The sequence below is a fragment of the Pedobacter sp. SAFR-022 genome, assembly GCF_051965375.1.
Classification (GTDB): Bacteria; Bacteroidota; Bacteroidia; order Sphingobacteriales; family Sphingobacteriaceae; genus Pedobacter.
In genome coordinates, this window is record NZ_JBQCME010000004.1 from 19,327 (window position 1) to 38,440 (window position 19,114).

The 19,114-nt window shown below is 44.2% G+C and carries 14 protein-coding genes; 8 read left to right on the top strand and 6 right to left on the bottom strand.

Annotated features, from left to right (window positions below):
• Nucleotides 1-56 precede the first annotated feature (56 nt).
• Both ACTHQF_RS10660 and ACTHQF_RS10665 read left to right on the top strand, forming a co-directional pair.
• Complete coding sequence (locus tag ACTHQF_RS10660; protein WP_440430200.1) at nt 57-4,868, top strand: PKD domain-containing protein; 4,812 nt, start codon at nt 57-59, stop codon at nt 4,866-4,868.
• A gap of 2 nt (nt 4,869-4,870) precedes the next feature.
• Nucleotides 4,871-5,896 (top strand): PorP/SprF family type IX secretion system membrane protein, encoded by a 1,026-nt coding sequence (locus ACTHQF_RS10665; RefSeq protein WP_440430201.1) that lies wholly within the window; start codon nt 4,871-4,873, stop codon nt 5,894-5,896.
• Nucleotides 5,897-6,173: 277 nt separating this feature from the next.
• Here ACTHQF_RS10665 and rpsA read toward each other — a convergent pair whose 3' ends face one another.
• Nucleotides 6,174-8,105, bottom strand: coding sequence for a 30S ribosomal protein S1 (gene rpsA, locus ACTHQF_RS10670; protein WP_440430202.1), 1,932 nt, complete (start codon nt 8,103-8,105; stop codon nt 6,174-6,176).
• 156 nt (nt 8,106-8,261) lie between these two features.
• The gene (gene cmk / locus ACTHQF_RS10675; RefSeq protein ID WP_440430203.1) at nt 8,262-8,945 is read right to left on the bottom strand and encodes a (d)CMP kinase; all 684 of its coding nucleotides are present in this window, start codon (nt 8,943-8,945) and stop codon (nt 8,262-8,264) included.
• 67 nt (nt 8,946-9,012) lie between these two features.
• Here cmk and arfB point away from each other — a divergent pair, with 67 nt between their 5' ends.
• Entirely contained in the window at nt 9,013-9,423 is a 411-nt protein-coding gene (gene arfB, locus ACTHQF_RS10680; protein WP_440430204.1) for an alternative ribosome rescue aminoacyl-tRNA hydrolase ArfB, read from the top strand.
• Between the two features lie 36 nt (nt 9,424-9,459).
• Here the strand turns inward: arfB and ACTHQF_RS10685 are convergent, their stop codons facing one another.
• Together ACTHQF_RS10685 and lon are read right to left on the bottom strand one after the other, a co-directional pair.
• Complete coding sequence (locus ACTHQF_RS10685; protein WP_440430205.1) at nt 9,460-10,416, bottom strand: lipid A deacylase LpxR family protein; 957 nt, start codon at nt 10,414-10,416, stop codon at nt 9,460-9,462.
• A 54-nt stretch (nt 10,417-10,470) separates the two neighbouring features.
• Complete coding sequence (lon, locus tag ACTHQF_RS10690) at nt 10,471-12,939, bottom strand: endopeptidase La (protein ID WP_440430206.1); 2,469 nt, start codon at nt 12,937-12,939, stop codon at nt 10,471-10,473.
• 249 nt (nt 12,940-13,188) lie between these two features.
• Between lon and ACTHQF_RS10695 the strand changes: the two genes are divergently transcribed.
• The gene (locus tag ACTHQF_RS10695) at nt 13,189-13,815 is read left to right on the top strand and encodes a tetratricopeptide repeat protein (protein ID WP_440430207.1); all 627 of its coding nucleotides are present in this window, start codon (nt 13,189-13,191) and stop codon (nt 13,813-13,815) included.
• A 336-nt stretch (nt 13,816-14,151) separates the two neighbouring features.
• Here ACTHQF_RS10695 and ACTHQF_RS10700 read toward each other — a convergent pair whose 3' ends face one another.
• Both ACTHQF_RS10700 and gpmI read right to left on the bottom strand, forming a co-directional pair.
• Nucleotides 14,152-14,673, bottom strand: coding sequence for a hypothetical protein (locus ACTHQF_RS10700; protein WP_440430208.1), 522 nt, complete (start codon nt 14,671-14,673; stop codon nt 14,152-14,154).
• Complete coding sequence (gene gpmI / locus ACTHQF_RS10705) at nt 14,673-16,193, bottom strand: 2,3-bisphosphoglycerate-independent phosphoglycerate mutase (RefSeq protein WP_440430209.1); 1,521 nt, start codon at nt 16,191-16,193, stop codon at nt 14,673-14,675. Before gpmI ends, ACTHQF_RS10700 begins: the two co-directional genes overlap by 1 nt.
• A 144-nt stretch (nt 16,194-16,337) precedes the next feature.
• On the opposite strand from gpmI, the gene ACTHQF_RS10710 reads away from it, so the two are divergent.
• From ACTHQF_RS10710 to ACTHQF_RS10725, 4 genes are read left to right on the top strand one after another with little or no spacing between them, the layout of a single operon-like run.
• Nucleotides 16,338-16,736: a DUF4783 domain-containing protein gene (locus ACTHQF_RS10710; RefSeq protein ID WP_440430210.1), complete on the top strand. Its 399-nt coding sequence runs from the start codon at nt 16,338-16,340 to the stop codon at nt 16,734-16,736.
• A gap of 44 nt (nt 16,737-16,780) precedes the next feature.
• The gene (gene nadC / locus ACTHQF_RS10715) at nt 16,781-17,623 is read left to right on the top strand and encodes a carboxylating nicotinate-nucleotide diphosphorylase (RefSeq protein WP_440430211.1); all 843 of its coding nucleotides are present in this window, start codon (nt 16,781-16,783) and stop codon (nt 17,621-17,623) included.
• A 2-nt stretch (nt 17,624-17,625) separates the two neighbouring features.
• Nucleotides 17,626-18,273, top strand: coding sequence for a glycerol-3-phosphate 1-O-acyltransferase PlsY (gene plsY / locus ACTHQF_RS10720; RefSeq protein ID WP_440430212.1), 648 nt, complete (start codon nt 17,626-17,628; stop codon nt 18,271-18,273).
• Between the two features lie 11 nt (nt 18,274-18,284).
• On the top strand, nt 18,285-19,112 hold the full coding sequence (locus ACTHQF_RS10725; protein ID WP_440430213.1) for a M48 family metallopeptidase: 828 nt from the start codon (nt 18,285-18,287) through the stop codon (nt 19,110-19,112).
• The last annotated feature ends 2 nt before the right edge of the window (nt 19,113-19,114 follow it).

A 19,114-nucleotide genomic window follows, 5' to 3' on the forward strand; every position in this document is an offset into this window, starting at 1 on the left:
GAAATATGAGGAAAAAACTACCCGCATTAGTCGTTCTGTTGTTATCATTTTTTCCCATGTTGGGAATCGCACAAGTTAACACTGAGCAAGTTGATCCCGGACCTTATGGAAGGGGAAGTAATATCACCGTTCCGAACCCACTTTCCGCAGGAACGACCAATTTTCAATCAAACAATACCTTCACTTTATATCTTTCTGATGCCACAGGTAACTTCCAGAATGAAAAGTTGATTGGGTCTTATGAAGGTTTTTTTTCCAGGTTTATCAATGGTGTTATTCCCACAGATGCTACACCGGGAACTGCTTACCGGCTGAGAATCAAAAGCAGCAGTCCTGAACTCATACATGAGTTTTCAACGCCTGTTCAGGTGCTGGCTGCACAGGGACCCATTGCGGGCGTCACTGCGCCTGCTAATCTTACCCTGGGGCAAGATGCATTTGGCTGGTGTACCGCCGCTAATAATAATAACGACAGGTCAATAATACTGAACGTCGCTCCAAATGCAGCGCCTAACCAAACGCTAACGTATAAAAATGAGGTCACCGGGGAGCAAGGGCCAACGCTATCACAGGAGACCGTCGGCTACAGGCTTAACGAAATCAAACGCGGGTATTACACCGTTCTTGTAACATCAACCCGCACTGAGGCTGGCCAAACCCTAAAATCTCAAAGATCTTATTTACTTTTAAATCAGCCTTCCAGCATCAGTTTCGGGGGAGAAGGTGTTGTTGCCTGTATAGATCCGGCGCTTGGCGTCGGCGTAGATGTTAACTTTAGCATTGGTACTGCAGGTATTCAGAACAACTACCCCGGTTCACTTTACAACGTAACCTGGGGCGACGGCGAAAATAATCTTTATACCCATGCTGATGTCATCAAGGCAAATGGGGTGCTTAAACACAATTACAAGAACTCCTCTTGTGGCGAGCCGCCTATTGATCTTGGAAATAGTGGTACACGATACAACTCCTTCAAAGTATCCGTAACTACTGGTACTACTTTTTGCCAGGCTGATCCGGTTTCGGTAACCATGTACGCGCAAGTCTTCACCAAACCCATTGCTAAAATTGACCCTGCAACGGTGACCGCAGCATGCATCAATACGCCCATTGTGCTAACCAATAGAAGCACTACAGGCAACTGCTCTAGCACCAGCTATGAATGGTATGTGGATGGTGAACTTACTTCTAATCAGGAATCTTTCGTGTATCCTGGATTTAGTAAAACAGGTAACCACACCATTCGATTGGTTGCGATTAACGATGCCGGAGCTTGTGACGCCACTGACGCTACCTGGACCATCTGTGTGCAAAACCCGCCAAAGCCAAGCTTCAACATCGACGGGAAAGTTGGTGCTACAGCATGTGTCGGCACCGTATTCAAACCGAACAACACCTCTTCTATTGATGAAAGCTGCAATACAAACAACAGCTTCAGATGGGAGATCACCGGAGGTCCTGTAAGCTATTTGAATGGTACATCAGCCACAAGCAAATCGCCTGAATTCAGCTTTAACGCAGCAGGCATTTACAAAATAAAGCTAGTTGCACTTACCGCATCCTGCGGAGAAGTTGCTACCGAAGAGCAGACCATTGTTGTGAATAGTACACCTATTGCGACGCTCTCGCCAGATGTTCAGCTTTGCAGTCTGGGTACCTATAAGTTCTGCGACTGTGTAACAGGACCTACCTTAACCAAATTCTCCGGCACACAACAAGAAACTGAAGGAACCTACACATGGACGGTTACCGGGGGTGAACATGAATTTGAGGCTTCCACTCCAAACACAAAGTTCCCCAACATCAAATTTCTGGAATATGCGACCTACACCGTGTCGGTAACCCACACAAACAGTTGTGGCTCTGTCACCAAAACTCAGAAAATCTCCTTTATTCCATCCCCAACAATAGAGATACAACCAATCAATGAGATCTGCTACGATGATCCGATTGCTTTAAATGCAGTGATTACGGGTGATGTAAGTACCCACACCTGGGTTGGTGGCAACGGTACCTTCAGTGTTGGTCGTAATGCATTGGTCACCAATTATATCCCAACTGCCCAGGAACGGGCAGCCGGCAGGGTAGAACTGATCCTTCGCGCTACAACAACCCTGGCCGCACCATGCGCAGTGATTGAACGTAGCATCGCGGTGATCATCAGACCAAAAGCAAGCATCACCAGCCCGGCCGCTATTGCAAACTGTAACAACGCGCCCTTGAACTATACCATCACGTCAAACCTGCCGGGAACAACCTACAGCTGGACCGCCACAGGCCCTGCAAGCGTTACTGGCTTTACCTCCGGAACGGGAAACGTGATTAACGATGTGCTGATTAGCGCCAATCCAAATGTAGATGCCGTGGTAACTTACACCATCACCCCGGTAAACAACGGTTGTCCCGGTGTTCCTTTCACCCTGAGCGCCACTGTTGGAAACATTCAAAATACAATTGCCAGCACTACAACCACCATCTGCAGTGGACAGGAGATCACCATTACCGGAAATGATCTATCTACATTGGTAGGGTACAGCTACGTTTGGGAACGTAGTATGGATAATGGGGCTACCTGGGCCGTGGTTCCAAATCAGACCCAGAGAGACCTTAAACTTACACTCACAGACACGCAGCTATTCAGACGTTATGTAGCGGGTGGGAACTGCTCGTCCATAAGCGAGCCGATTAAAATCACCGTATTACCTCCACTTGAAAACAATATCCTCAAAAACGTGCCAGCAGTTTGCGAGGGTTTTGCCCCGATGCAATTGACTGGTTCTGTACCTACCGGAGGAGATGGAAGATTCAACTACCAATGGCAGTCGAGCATTGATGGTGGCAGGACCTGGAACAACATCGATGCCGCAGTATTGCCGGCCTACCAGCCTGGAATACTTCCGGTGTCAACCTCGTTCAGGCGTCTGGTAAGTACCAATATCTGTTCCGGGCCTTTCCAAAGCATCAGTAATCCAGTTACCGTAACGGTCAATCCCAAGCCCAAAGCAGAGTTTACCTTTGTTGCCGATAAAAGCTGTGCACCTTTTCTGATCAACGCTCAGAACGTTGTTGCCAAGGCCTATCCAGACCGTAATGATGTATATTCCTGGTATGCAAATGATGTGCTGATTGGTACAGGCATCAGCTTTCCAAACTATACCATTACCACCGACAACACTTTCATCAACATCAAACTGGTGGTAAGTAGTCCCTTCGGTTGTACAACCGATAGCATGACCCATGTATTCAGCACACAGCAAACTGTCAAAGCTTCCTTCACGCAAAACCTTAAAGAATCCTGCGGCCCAGCGCAGGTAACTTTCCGTAATACCACACCTGCGTTGACAGGTTCCAGCTTTGAATGGGATTTTGGCAACGGGCAGAAATCGAATGCTGCTAATCCAACAGCAGCGGTATCATACCCGGAACATCCAGCAGGGCGGGACACTACCTACACGGTAAAACTTACGGTAAAAACAGCTTGCGGCGAGAACACCTTTACCTCAGAGGTTCTCGTGAAAGCATTGCCCCGGGCGGTATTTTCACCTAGCAAAACAAGCGGTTGTTCGCCGATGGTTGTGACATTTACGAATACCTCACCAGGAACCGGCAATACCTACTACTTCGATTTCGGCGATGGTACACCGCCGCTACGGAAAACCGACAATTCTCCAGTAACGCACACCTTTTTATCCGGCAGCATCAAAGAATTCGAGGTAACCATGATCACAGAAAACAGTTGCACCAGGAGTCTGCCAACCAAGTACACCATCCGCGTTTCTCCAAACACCATACTGCCAGAGCTGGTGGTAAACAGCAATGAGCTGGCTGGCTGTGCACCTTTTACCGTGAACTTTCATAATAATTCCAGTGGTGCTACTTCCTATATCTACGACTTTGGCGATGGCACAAAAGCAGGACCTACGCGTACTGCTCCGGAAACCGTTACCCACACCTTTACTAAAGGTGGTATCTATGTTGTAACACTTACCGCATCTAACGGCTGTTCTGATACCACAACAACAGAAACCATCACTGTCTATGACCAACCTATGCTGCAGATCGCTGCAGATCAGGTACAGGGCTGTCCTGGTCTAAATGTGAAATTCAAAAATCAAAGTGTAGGCGGAATATCCTACGTCTGGGATTTTGGTGATGGCACAACTTCTACAGCATTTGAGCCTGAACATGTTTACACTGGCGATCAGGAATTTTATACCGTAACGCTTACTGCTGTCAATTCGCTTGGCTGCAGCAACACCAGGGTCTTCAATCAGTACATCCACATCATTCCGCCTGCAGTGGCGAACTTTAACGTAGTTCCGGGAACAACCGTTAACATTCCGAACTATACTTTCCAGTTTGAAGATGAAAGTGAGAACAATCCGGACAGCTGGACCTGGGATTTCGGCGATGGAACAAGCTCTAACGCGAGAAGTCCGAAACACACCTATCCAGACACCGGCAGTTACAAAGTTACCTTAAGAGTCACCAACCAGTTCAACTGCTATACAGAGATGAGTAAAACGGTGAAGATCGTAGGTGTACCAGGCTACCTGTTCGTGCCTAACGCCTTCATGCCAAATAGCGGTACCGAGGAGCTACGAACCTTCAGGGCCAAAGGATCTGGACTGGCTTCCTATAGGCTGAGCATCTTCAACAAATGGGGCGAATTGCTATGGCAGACAGATAAGCTGGAAGACGGCAGGCCAGCAGAAGGCTGGGATGGCACATACAAGTCGATACTTGTCCCACAAGGCACCTACATCTGGAAGATCGATGCTGAGTTTATCAACAAGATGCCATGGAAAGGCATGAGTTACAATGGATCTGTGCCTAAGCGTACCGGTTCTATTAATTTAATAAGATAACAATGAAGAATAATTTCAGCCGGATCTTAATGGCTTGTCTAAGTTTTCTTTCGCTGGAGAGCCAGGCGCAAGATCATATATACTCCCAGTTTTTCAATGCCCCAATTTACCTGAATCCTGCCCTCACAGGCCAGTTCGAAGGAGACCTTAGGCTTAACCTCATTTACAGGAATCAGTTTACAGGCATGTCACAAAACCTGAATTACATGACTGCTTCAGCCGACCTTAACATACCTGACTTTGGCGGTGGGATAGGCCTGCTATTTAATCGCAGTAGTGAAGGTACTGCCTACCTGGTAAAAAACAACGTTGCCGCCACCTATTCCTACAGCGTAGGCGGAGATGACTTCATCGCATCCTTCGGCATCCAGGCTGGTTTTACAAACAGATCCATTACCTGGAACAAGCTTGTCTTTGCCGATCAGATTGATATGCGGCTGGGTTATATCCCAGGTAGTGTTTCCGCGGCGGAACTTCCTGATGTCTCGAACAAGTTCTTTTTTGATGCAGCAGGTGGAACCAACATCGTCTACAAATCCATGATGGTAGGTGCTTCATTTTTCCACATCAATCAACCTAACGAGTCATTTAGTGGCGCAGAAGCAAAATTGCCGGTACGTATGTCAGTAAATGCCAGTTACATGATCCCGCTCGTTTACAATGCGGGTTATACCAATTACGACGGTGCATTTCTAATTCCATCTATAATTTATCACAAGCAGCAGAAGTTATCTTCAGCCACCTTTGGAGCGCAAATTAAATATCGTAACCTCAATACCGGACTTTGGTACAGAACGGCGGGGCAGGGTGGACCAGACGCGATTGTGTTGTCGTTTATTGTAGATTTAGGAAACCGCAGATCCGGAGAGAAGTTTCGCCTGGGAATCAGTCATGACGCAACAACGTCCAGGCTTAACTATACCAATACCAGCGGCACCACAGAGGCGAGCATAGGTTACCAATCTTTTTTCAGGAACAGCGGCAACTACGAGAAGTTTAAAGGACTACAGAGCTACTATTTCTATTAATGATGGTACTACTTTGCTAATTGTCATCTAAGCTCCCTAATCGCTAAACCTTCACACCTTTCAATATCGGATTAAAGAAAGGCTATCTAACCAGATAGCTTTTTTCAATTCAAGGCAATTGGAACCTCATTTAGTGTTCTGATGTACGCTCCAACAGGCTGTCCGGTCGACCAGCTATTTCTTAATGGAGGCAGCTGTACTTCTCAAAAACAAACCGTTATAGCAAAAAAAAAGCTATCCGATTGGATAGCTTTTTCTATGTAGAGATTAGGAGAACTTATTGTTTGTTTTTGTTCTCTTCACCTTCCATTTGTTGTTTCAATTGAGCAAGAACATCTAAATCTCCTAGAGTTGATTTCTCAACAGAATCTTTAACTTTCTTTACTGCTGTATTAGAAGCTTTAGCTTCTTTTTTCTTGGTAGCTCTTTCTTCAGCAACTGCTTCAGCTTTAGCCTCTTCCCAGATACGGGCGTGAGATACAACGATACGTTTAGCATCTTTGTTAAACTCGATGATTTTGAAATCATTGGTTTCTTCAGCTTTGATGGTAGTACCGTCTTCTTTAGCCATATGTTTTGTAGGTACGAAACCTTCAACACCATAAGGTAAAGCAATAACAGCACCTTTATCAGTTACTTTCACAACTGTACCCTGGTGAACTGAATCAAGGGTAAAGATGGTTTCGAAAGTATCCCAAGGGTTTTCTTCTAATTGTTTGTGACCTAAGCTTAATTTACGGCTTTCTACGTCTAGTTCAAGAACAACTACATCTAAGGTATCACCAACCTTAGTGAATTCGTTAGGATGGTTAACTTTTTTAGACCATGAAAGATCAGAGATGTGAATTAAACCGTCGATACCTTCTTCAATTTCAACGAATACACCGAAGTTAGTCATGTTTTTAACTACTGCTGTGTGTTTGCTGCCGATTGGATATCTTTCAGCCACATTTTGCCAAGGATCTTGAGTTAATTGTTTGATACCTAAGCTCATTTTACGCTCGTCGCGGTCTAAAGTAAGTACTTCAGCCTCGATTTCGTCACCAACTTTCAAGAATTCCTGAGGGCTGCGTAGGTTTTGAGACCATGACATTTCTGACACGTGAATCAATCCTTCAACACCTGGAATGATCTCTAAGAAAGCACCGTAATCTGCAACAGTAACGATTTTACCTTTAACTTTTGAACCAACAGTTAAGTTAGCGTCAAGGCTTTCCCAAGGGTGTGGAGTCAATTGTTTAAGACCTAAAGCAATACGTTTTTTCTCGTCATCAAAGTCAAGAACAACAACATTGATCTTCTCGTCTAAACTTAATACTTCTTTTGGATGCTCTATGCGGCCCCATGAAATATCAGTAATGTGTAGTAAACCGTCTACACCACCTAAGTCGATGAATACACCGAAGTCAGTAATGTTTTTAACAGTTCCTTCCAATACCTGACCTTTTTCAAGTTTAGAAACGATTTCAACTTTTTGACTTTCTAAATCGTCCTCAATCAGGATTTTGTGCGAAACTACAACGTTTTTAAATTCGTGGTTGATTTTAACAACTTTGAATTCCATTGTCTTACCTACGTAGATATCGTAATCACGGATAGGTTTGATGTCAATTTGAGATCCTGGTAAGAAGGCTTCAACACCCATGATGTCAACGATAAGACCACCTTTAGTACGGCTTTTAACAAACCCGTTGATGATTCTGTCGTTTTCAAGCGCTTCATTAATAGATTCCCATGAACGTTGAGTTTTAGCTCTTTTACGAGATAAAATTAACTGGCCGTTCGCATCTTCAGGGGCTTCCACGAAAACGTCAACTGTATCGCCAATTTTTAAATCCGGCATATCACGGAATTCAGAACTTGATACTAAACCGTCAGATTTAAATCCTACGTTTAATACAACGTCCTTGTTGTTGATAGATACAACAATCCCACTGATAATCTCACCTTGATTGATTTGATTAAAAGTATCGGTATACATGCTTTCAAACTTTTGACGGTCTTCTTCTGTGTAATTACCGAATGCTTTGTCGTCTGCATCCCAGTCAAAATCCTGATCTGGTGTCGCTAATGATGATTTGATCGCTTCGATCGACACTGTATCAGCTTCTGATTCAATGTTTTCTTTCTCGGACAGACGAGCGTCTGCGCCTTGGAATTCGGCTTTTTTAGCCTCTAGTTCTTTTTCTGCTACTTGTTTTTTTGCCATTAAAAATTTAATCTCCTTTTTCCCGTGAGGGACTACAAAGATAGAAATATTTATTTTTAATGAAAGAAAATATAATAAAGTTCTTGATTTAGAACTTATTAACAATTAACACCCGATGTGGAATATGTACGAAAATACCAGGAAATTTGTCGCTTTTTAATGTTCTACCAGAAAAGGTTGCACCTTGCTGATCGCAAATTCCAGTTGCTCCTGTTCAGAGAGTTCGGTATTGTCTAATATGATTGCATCTTCAGCTCTAACCAGCGGACTTTCCTTACGTGTAGTGTCTGCATAATCGCGGTGTGCAAGGTTTTCAAAAACATCTTCCAGCGTCAAATCAGTATTTCCTTTTGCTCTAAGCTCATTGAAACGTCTTTCCGCGCGAATCTTTGGATCTGCAGTCATAAACAACTTTACCTGCGCATCAACAAACACTGCGGTACCGATATCGCGACCATCCATAACAATGTTCTTTGATTTACCCATGCGTTGCTGCTGCTTCACCATCTCCACACGTACACTTTTGTTTGCAGAAACTTCACTCACCCGTTCAGATACTGGCATCAGACGGATTTCCTCAGACACCTCTTCGCCATTTAAAGAAATGTGGGACTCGTAATCACGGGAGTGGAAATTCAGTTCGATGTGTTTCAACGCTTCCGTAACCGCTGCCGGGTCATTTACGTCAATGTTGTTTCTGAGAAAATAAAGGGTAACCGCCCGGTACATCGCCCCACTGTCTACATAGATCAGTCCGAGTTTCTTTGCTAATGCTTTTGCCAATGTACTTTTACCGCAGGACGAATATCCATCAATCGCTACTACCAGATTCTTTCTCATTGCTGCAAAGTTAAGCTTTTGCCCAATTTCCAGTCTAAATTGTTCAATAAAACTTAATTTTACCTTCATGATTCCTGAGAGACAGCAACTTTTAGAGCACGTTACTTTTAAGACTTCCAGAAGTGGGGGTAAAGGCGGGCAACATGTAAATAAGGTGTCTAGCAAGGTGGAGGTTATCCTGAATATCCCTGCAGCAGCTTTCCTGTCGGAGGAGGAGAAAACACTATTGATGACCCGTTTGGCGCACCGCCTTGACACCGGAGGGAACCTGCATGTCATTGCACAGGAGGATAGAAGTCAGTTGGCAAACAAGGAAACCGCAATTGAAAAACTTCAGGCGCTGATCACAAACGCACTTAAAGTTGAGAAGCCGAGAAAGCCGACCAAAGTGCCGAAAGCGGTTATTCGCAAAAGATTGGAAAATAAACAATCGACGGCACTTAAAAAGGAAATGCGTAAACGGCCGCGCTTGTTTTAAGGCAGCCGAGCGGTTCTACAACCTCGATATTCCTGGTTAATTAAACCGGTAATTGGCCGTGATGCTTCCGAATTGGTGCGCAGAAGCAGAACTCTTGATCTCCTTGGTTTTAAAGATCACGTTGAAATCCAGGCTGAGTCTGCCGGTACTATAGTTGACGCCAAGCTGTTGCGCAAAGACAACAGGTTTAACGCCATAGGTAACCGGACTATTGTTCGAAAACATGCTGCCTTGTACGGTAGCATCATACGCTACAAAATTAAGCTGCGGTTTAGTATAGAAGAAAAGCTCATGCCTTTGTCCACTAACCGTTGAACCTGCAGTACCCACCCTTGCGTCATAGCTGGCGGAGTTAAACAGCTGTTCCATATTCCCTGCCCTGAAAAGCACCGCTGCACCAGCGCCGCTAAAGGTTGTGCCTGCATTTGCATAGCCTTCAAAACTAAAATCTGTCTTTGTATTTTCTGCCCTTTGTAACAGTCGTACATACTGTACCGATGTATTTACCGCAGCCTCATTTTTGATCTGGTAATCCCAGCCCTCCGGTTCGTAAAAGCCTATGGTACGGTGCAGTAATTCCTGTCCATCTTGTGCCAGTGAATTCGGTCCGGTGGTACCGATCTGTACTGCCGCTTTCAACATCTGCTCATCGCTGCGGAACCAGCTCATTGCGCCACCAAGGAAAAGGTATCCTGCAAAGGGACGATCCTGAGTGGCAGGGTCTGGGCGAAAGCCTGAACGTGGATTAAAAATCATCTGCCCGGCAGACAACTCGATAATCTTCTTTTGCAAGCCTGGCTTCAATTTCCGCTCATCCGTTGCAAAGCGATAATTTAAGAATAAACCATTGGTATAGTATCTGTCAGACCCCTGCGCCAAATAAGAATCATTGTCGCTTTGGAAACCAACTTCGTGTTTGTACTGTTGGGCACTCGCTTGAAATCCTAAAAGGAAAACACCAATTGTGAATGCCAGAAACTTGCTTTTAGCCATAAAATGAAAAACCCGGATGAAATCCGGGTTAATTTAGTTTTTTGTATGCTGATATTAGTCTTGTTTTTTGTTTTTCACCGTAAGATCCTGTGCGTTTTTCACTTTCTCAGCGGTCAAAGCTAAATCAATCACCTCGCGCATCTCCGTCACATAGTGGAAAGTAAGGTCTTTGATGTAACTTTCTTTAATTTCCAGGATGTCTTTCTTGTTCGATTTACATAGGATAATTTCCTTGATGTTCGCACGTTTAGCAGCAAGGATCTTTTCCTTGATACCACCAACGGGAAGCACTTTACCTCGAAGCGTAATCTCACCGGTCATCGCCAGATTAGGTTTAACCTTTCTCTGCGTAAATGCGGAAGTTAAGGCGGTCAGCATGGTAATACCCGCTGATGGTCCGTCCTTCGGCGTAGCACCTGCCGGCACATGTACATGCACATCAAAGTGGTCAAAAAGCTCGTAGTCAATGCCAAACTGTTCCGCATGGGAGCGGAGGTAAGCCAGTGCAATCACTGCCGATTCCTTCATTACATCACCAAGATTTCCGGTTAAGGTCAATTTTCCTTTACCAGGACTCAAGCTTGCTTCTATAAAGAGAATGTCGCCGCCAACCGAGGTCCATGCTAAACCTGTTACCACACCGGCAACTTCGTTGCCTTCATAAAGATCCTTATCAAATACCGGAGCACCTAAAATGCGTTCCACGTCTTCACTGGTCAAGGTCGGTTCGTAGCTTTCTTCCATGGCGATTTTCGTCGCAACGCCACGAACAAGGGATCCGATTTTTTTCTCTAAGGAGCGTACACCAGATTCCCGGGTATAATCTTCAATCACCTTTTCGATCAATCCTGGTTTAAGCACAATATCCTTGCTCTTAATACCATGTTGTTCTTTTTGTTTAGGTAAAAGGTATTTACGGGCAATTTCCACTTTTTCTTCGATCGTATATCCATTAACCTCAATAATCTCCATACGGTCTAATAGCGCAGGTTGTATGGTGTTAAGGGAATTTGCGGTAGCGATAAAAAGCACGTTAGAGAGGTCATAATCCGCCTCCACATAATGATCATTGAAAGCATTGTTCTGCTCCGGATCCAGCACCTCCAGCAAAGCAGAAGATGGGTCACCACGATGATCGGAACCAACTTTATCAATCTCATCCAATACAAACACCGGGTTTGCTGCCGCGGCCTTTTTCAAGGACTGAATGATTCGGCCCGGCATTGCACCGATATAAGTTTTCCGGTGACCGCGAATTTCGGCCTCATCTCTAACACCGCCGAGGGCAATTCTCACATACTTGCGGTTCAGCGCCTTTGCAATAGATTTACCGAGCGAAGTTTTACCAACGCCCGGAGGGCCTACCAGACAGATGATCGGCGCTTTCATATTGCGCTTCAGCTTCAATACGGCAAGATATTCTATAATGCGCTGTTTAACTTTCTCCAGACCAAAATGATCTTTATCCAGCACACGCTGCGCACGTTTTAAGTCGAAATTGTCTTTTGTAAATTCATTCCATGGCAGGTCCAGCAACAACTCCAGATAGTTCATCTGGATCGAGTAGTCTGGCGCTGCAGGGTTCATCCGCCCAAGCTTTTCAAGCTCTTTGTTAAAATGTTCTTTTACTGCGGCAGTCCATTTTTTCTTGTTTCCGCGGGCTTCAAGCGCATTGTACTCCATATCGGTGGAGTTGCCACCCAATTCTTCCTGAATGGTTTTAAGTTGCTGGTTCAGAAAATAGTCCCTTTGTTGCTTATCCAGATCGGTACGAACCTTAGACTGGATCTGGTTTTTAAGTTCCAGCATCTGAAGCTCAAGGGTCAGCAGCTCCATCACCTTTTCCGCACGGTCGCGCAAATTGGCCATCTCCAGCATTTTCTGCTTGTCGGCCATTTCGGCATTCATGTTTGAAGAAATAAAGTTGATCAGAAACGATGTACTTTCGATGTTCTTCAGTGCCAATCCTGCTTCACTCGGGATATTGGGAGAAAGCTGTATGATCTGGGCCGACATCTCCCGGATGGAGGCGATCAAGGCTTTAAATTCCTTATCCTTTTTGTATTTGGCTTCGGCAAACTTGGTAACTTTAACTTTGATGTAGGGCTCGGATTGTACCAGTTCTTCCAGGTTAAAACGTTGTTTACCCTGAATGATCACGGTCGTGTTACCATCGGGCATCTGCAAAAGCTTGATGATGTGGGCAACAGTACCTACGCTGTTAAGCTGCTCGAAAGTTGGATCTTCAATAGAAACGTCTTTTTGAGAGACAACGCCAATAATCCGATCACCTTTATATGCTTCCTTAATTAACCTGATTGATTTATCCCGCCCAACAGTTATTGGTATCACGACTCCCGGAAAAAGAACTGTATTCCGCAATGGTAAAATGGACAATACTTCAGGGGTATCTTCACCGTTCATATCATCCTCGTCCTGCTGGGACATTAAAGGAAAAAATTCGGTATCCTCATTTATTATTGGAAGTGCATTACTAAAATCAAATTGATCTTTTATACTCATTAAATTAGGCTCTTTTAAAAACGACAGTATGACAGTGTGTCGTTTGATAATATTAGATTTCGTAGTGAGAACATTAAATTCAACTCTTATGCCAAAGAAGAATAAAAGCGATAGTCTGTTAAAAAGTCCGAATTCTAAAAAATATTCCAAAATTAACATATTTTGAAATATTAAGCGTTAAGTGTAATATTGCTACCAACGGGGAACAATTCCTTGCTTAGCGTTCCAACTTATCTTTATTTATAATTAATGAAATATCTTAAACAGACCTTAATCATCTTATTTCTTAGTGCAGCTGTTAATAGTTTTGGTCAGGGTGGAGGTTACTATAACCTCGGAATGCAGCTGATGATGAAGAATGATTTCAAAGGAGCAATCACGCACCTTGAAAAGGCTGAAGCTAAAAGTCCTGATAATCCGAATGTTTCAAGATTACTCGGCTACGCTTACTTCCAGTGCAAAGAATATGAGAAATCCATTACGGCTTACAGCAAACTTATCGCATTGAAGCCTACAGATAATTCTGCATATTATTACCGAGGCAAAGGTAGGTTGAATATTGCTAACGATCCGAAGGAATCGCTGAACACCATGCGCGATAATTTCTACTTGTCTGCGATCAAAGATTTCAGCAAAGCGCTTGAACTTAACGGTGAAGAAGATGTGCAATTACTGCAAAACCGCGGCATCGCCTATAAAGACTATGCGATTTTTAAATCCTTTAAGATTAAGAAATCAGCGGATAAGGCTGCCTGCAACACTTTGTTCAACAACGCGATCTCCGATTTCCAGAAAATTCTGGTGTTGCAGCCGCAACGTAAGGACATCATCGATCTGACAAAATACGTTAAAGCACAAATTGCAAGCTTGAAATAAAAGACCTTTCCCATTTTACCTTGAGGCTGCCTTTTACGGGTGGCCTTTTTTGTGTTGGTACAAACACATACCAACACCAGATTAAATATAGACCAAATGCACATTACACGCACATCTCCTGTGCGGTTGATGTGCGTGTGATGTGCGTTTGATGTGGGTCAGGTGTGCGTTTGATCCGAAGCTGTCCTATCCTTGTCTTGTCCTAATATAGCTATACGTGTTCAGCTGTTAAATCAAAATTTGCTATACACTTTCGATTTCTTATCCCGGCTTAAACTATACAACCTCGCGCCGGCGTAAAATAAAAAGAGCCACGTCATAAACGCGGCCCTGGTTTTATAATCTTCCTGTAATCTGGTATCGTTTGGGAGACATCAGCTTAATTTGCTGTGACTTCTTGATCTCGTATAGGCTGTCGGGATAGTAACGCAGCGTATCTGATGAACGATATAAGTAGTTGCTGTTTTCCAGAACAATCACGATGCCTGTTATGGCTTCGTTCTTTTTGAAAATCTGCAGGCGCTTAACAGGCACTTTCTCATTTGTGGAAGTGTACAGTAAACCAGCCTCGTTCGTTCTGGTGTTGAATGCGCCTTTCCATGCCGCTTTATTGATGTCTGCATCTACAAATGCGGAAAGTTCCTTGTCCCAATTGCTGATCTTTACCTGCTTTCGTTCGGCACTGTCATTGACAATCACGGTCTTGTCAACCGTGTTTGCACGACGGCTTAAGGAAGCCGCTTCTTTGCCGAAATAGCCTTTTAGATCAAAGTATTCGAGCTTTGTGCTACGCTGTTCCTGCTCGGGTGTTCCGCAGGACAATAAAAAAACGGCAAAAAGCAAGGCGTACTTCCTCATTACACCAATACGTTTCCGGTCATGATTGCAGGCGGTTCGATGCCCATAATTTTTAAGATCGTCGGTGCAACATCGCCCAGTTTACCATCTTTGATCGATTTGAAATCATTGTCGATCAGTATACATGGTACCAGGTTAGTGGTGTGTGCGGTATTTACCGAACCATCATCGTTCAGCATATACTCGCTGTTTCCATGGTCAGCAAGCAGGATGAAAGAGTAGCCGTTTTCAATACCTTTCTTTACAACAGTTTCAGCACAACGATCAGCTGTTTCAACAGCTTTCACTACGGCATCAAATACACCGGTATGGCCTACCATGTCTGGATTGGCAAAGTTTAGACAGATGAAGTCTGCCCAGCCTTTTTCGAGTTCTTCCGTAATTGCATCTGTGATGCCTTGCGCGCTCATTTCGGGTTGCAGGTCGTAGGTGGCAACCTTCGGCGATGGGATCATGATGCGCTTTTCATTCTCAAACACCTGCTCACGGCCGCCTGAAAAGAAAAAGGTTACATGTGGATACTTTTCCGTTTCCGCAATGCGAATCTGGTTTTTATGGTGCTTGGCGAGTACCTCACCAAGGGTTTCAGTTAAATCATCTTTGGTGAAGATCACGTTCACATTCGAGAAACTTTCATCATATGCCGTCATGGTTACATAATGAAGCGGCAACTTGTGCATCTCAAATAATGGGTAGTCTGTCTGGCTTAAAGCAGAGGTAATTTCCCTTCCGCGGTCGGTTCTATAGTTGAAGCAGATCACGACATCACCTTCTTTGATGGTTGCCACCGGCGAACCGTCATTGTTGGTTACCACAATCGGATTGATGAACTCATCAGTAACGCCATTTTCGTAAGACTTCTCGATAATACTTTCAGGATCCTGTGTAGCAAGGCCGGTACCTTTAGTAAGCAGGTCATACGCTAATTTCACCCGTTCCCATCTCGAATCGCGGTCCATTGCATAGTAGCGGCCAATTAGGCTGGCAAGTTTCCCTGTGGAATTTGCTAGATGCGCGTTAAGATCTTTAATAAAGCCCAGCCCCGACTTTGGATCCGTGTCACGGCCATCCAGAAAGGCATGTACAAAAACATCGTTTACTTCACTTTCCTTTGCGGCATCACAGAGTGCTTTAAGGTGGTTGATGTGGGCGTGAACACCACCATCAGATACCAATCCGATGAAATGCACGGCTTTATGATTTGCTTTTGCATAGTTAAAAGCATCCACCAAGGTTTCATTTGAAAATAAAGTACGGTCAGAAATGGCCTTGTTGATACGTCCAAGTTCCTGGTAAACCACTCTTCCGGCACCAAGGTTCATGTGTCCAACTTCAGAATTGCCCATCTGTCCTGCGGGTAAACCCACTGCTTCACCTGAAGCTTCAAGCTTTGAATTGGGGTAGGTCTTTAACAGCGAATCAAAGAAAGGTGTATTTGCCGCATAGGCAGCATCAGATTCATCTTGTTTACCGTAACCCCAGCCATCAAGAATCAGGAGCATTACTTTTTTATTATTCATTTGTTTCTTTTTATTTTGTAAGAAAGTTCTGGTCTTGTTCAACAAATATAAAGCAATTGAGTTCTGTTGAACGATAGAAATCCATTTTGTGAAGGCCAGATGGCATAATTTGTGGGGTAAAGCTTATATTAGCGAAAATTAAACATGATCAGGTCACTTCTTCCAATTCTTTTCGTTATTACTGGATTGTTTATACCCTTACAATTCCAGAGTAACCTTGTTGGTGAAGTTTCAGGCCATTTCCGTACCGGAAATTCCAAAGAAATTGCAAAGCATTTCAATGCTTCTATCGAGTTAAATATTGCCGAGGAAACAGATACTTATTCTAAGGCGCAAGCCGAGCAAATTTTAAGAGACTTCTTCAATAAAAACATGCCTGTAAATTCTACAGTCATTCATTTGATCAATACAAATCCAAACTATCAGATCGGTATTTTGTCTGTACTTACTAAAACGATTAAATACAGAGTTACGGTTACTTTCAAAAAGACATCGGGGGAATTTCTAATCACCGAGTTGAGAATAGAGGGTGACAAAACTTAGCTGTATTACGCTAAAAATGCTATTTTTGGGTAAATATTAATGTTTTGGACAAACAGATTATAGAGCTATTCATCAAAAATGCCATCGCCGAAGATCTTGGCGACGGTGATCATACATCGCTTTCTACCATTCCCGCTGATGCGGTTGGCAAAGCGAAACTCATTATAAAAGAAGAGGGTATCCTTGCAGGGCTGGAGCTTGCCTTGGCGATTTTTAACCATATCGATCCATCTTTACAGATCAATGTTTTCCTGAAAGACGGCGCTGAAGTAAAATTCGGTGATATCGCCTTTACGGTTGAAGGTAACACCCATTCTATCTTACTGGCCGAACGATTGGTATTAAATTGTATGCAGCGCATGAGCGGCATTGCGACGAAAACAAACCGCATCGTGAAGGTACTGGAGCCTTACCATACCAAGGTGCTCGATACCCGTAAAACCACCCCTGGTTTGCGATACTTAGAAAAGCTTGCGGTTAAGATCGGTGGCGGTGTGAACCATCGTATTGGACTCTATGATATGATCCTGATTAAGGACAATCATGTAGATTATGCCGGGGGCATCGCAAATGCGATCCATGCGGCAAATGATTACCTGAAACAAAAGCAGAAGCAGCTGGAGATCGAGATTGAAGTTCGCAACTTCGATGAACTGGAAGAAGTGCTGGCAACCGGATCGGTTAACCGGATTATGCTGGATAACTTTAAACCTGATGCACTTAAAAAGGCAGTGGAAAGAATTGGCGGGCAATACAAAACAGAAGCGTCGGGTGGCATTGTGGAGTCGGAGATTCCGGCATATGCAGCAACCGGTGTAGACTATATTTCTATGGGCGCATTAACGCATTCCGTGAAAAGTTTAGACATGAGCTTAAAGGCGTTTTAAGAATGTTATCGATATATTCTATTTCTGCTGTGATCCTGGCCTATCTGTTTGGGTCCATCCCAACTGCGGTATGGCTCGGCGGTGCCTTTTATGGTATCGATGTTCGGGAGTACGGTAGTGGAAACGCCGGTGCAACAAATGTTTTTCGTGTGCTTGGTAAAAAGGCCGGCCTTGCTGTAATGATCATTGACATTGCAAAGGGCTACACGGCAACCAAACTGGCGTATTTTATAGGACTTTCCGTAACTGGGCCGCATAATTCTTCGCAATTTATCAACTATGAACTGGCGCTCGGCGTTACCGCGGTGATGGGCCACTTGTTTCCAATCTTTGCTGGCTTTAGGGGTGGTAAAGGCGTTGCTACGCTTTTTGGAATGATTTTGGCAGTTAACTTCCCGGCAGCTATGCTTTGCGTTCTGGTCTTTACCGTTGTTTTATTGGTTACAAAATACGTTTCACTTGGTTCAATCTGTGCTGGATTTACCTTCCCGCTCAGCATTGTGTTCGTATTTCACTCCTCCGTTAAATCGGAGGTCCTTTATGGTATGTGCGTCTGCGTGCTCATCCTGATCACGCACCAGAAGAACCTCGAACGACTGTTAAAAGGCAAAGAATCCAAAGTGTATTTGTTCAAAAGCAAAAACAACTAAATCAAACATTAATGAAAAAAATGAAACTATCAGGCCTTGCTCTTGCAGTGCTGCTGTTCGCGAATGCGTGTTCTACAGTGCCCTTGACCGGCAGAAATCGCTTGAGTTTTGTGAGTGAAACGGAGATGCAATCTGCCGCTGCTCAAAGTTATAATTCACTGCTTAAGGATCCTAAAACAACGGTTCTGAATAATGCAGATGCCACAAGGGTAAAAAGAATCGGCCAGCAGATTGCCAATGCAGTAACCAAATACATGAATGCGAATGGCTATGCAGAGCAGATCAAAGGCTTTAATTGGGAATTTAACCTGATCAAGAGTGATGAGGTGAATGCCTGGTGTATGCCTGGCGGTAAAGTTGCCGTATATACCGGCATCCTGCCTGTAACGAAGGATGATGCAGGTTTAGCGACGGTGATGGGTCATGAAATTGCCCATGCTATTGCACAGCATTCTTCGGAAAGAGCTTCTAAGGCTGCAGTTGCGGAAGGTGTTGGAAGTTTGATCGGCGCTGCTGCGGGAAACCAATCTGCGACAACACAGACCGTGATCAACCAGGTTTATGGCATCGGTGCACAAGCTGGTGTACTTTTACCAAACTCCAGAAAACAAGAGCTTGAAGCTGATCATCTTGGATTGATCTTCATGTCAATGGCGGGTTATGATCCTGCAACTGCCGTTTCTTTCTGGCAGCGTATGGCTTCTGCCAGCAATGGTTCCAAACCGCCTGAGTGGATGAGCACGCACCCTGCAGATAATACCAGGATCGCTCAGATCCAAAAGGACTTGCCAGAAGCGCAGAAATACTATAAATCTACAACGGGTAAACCGGTTAAATAAAG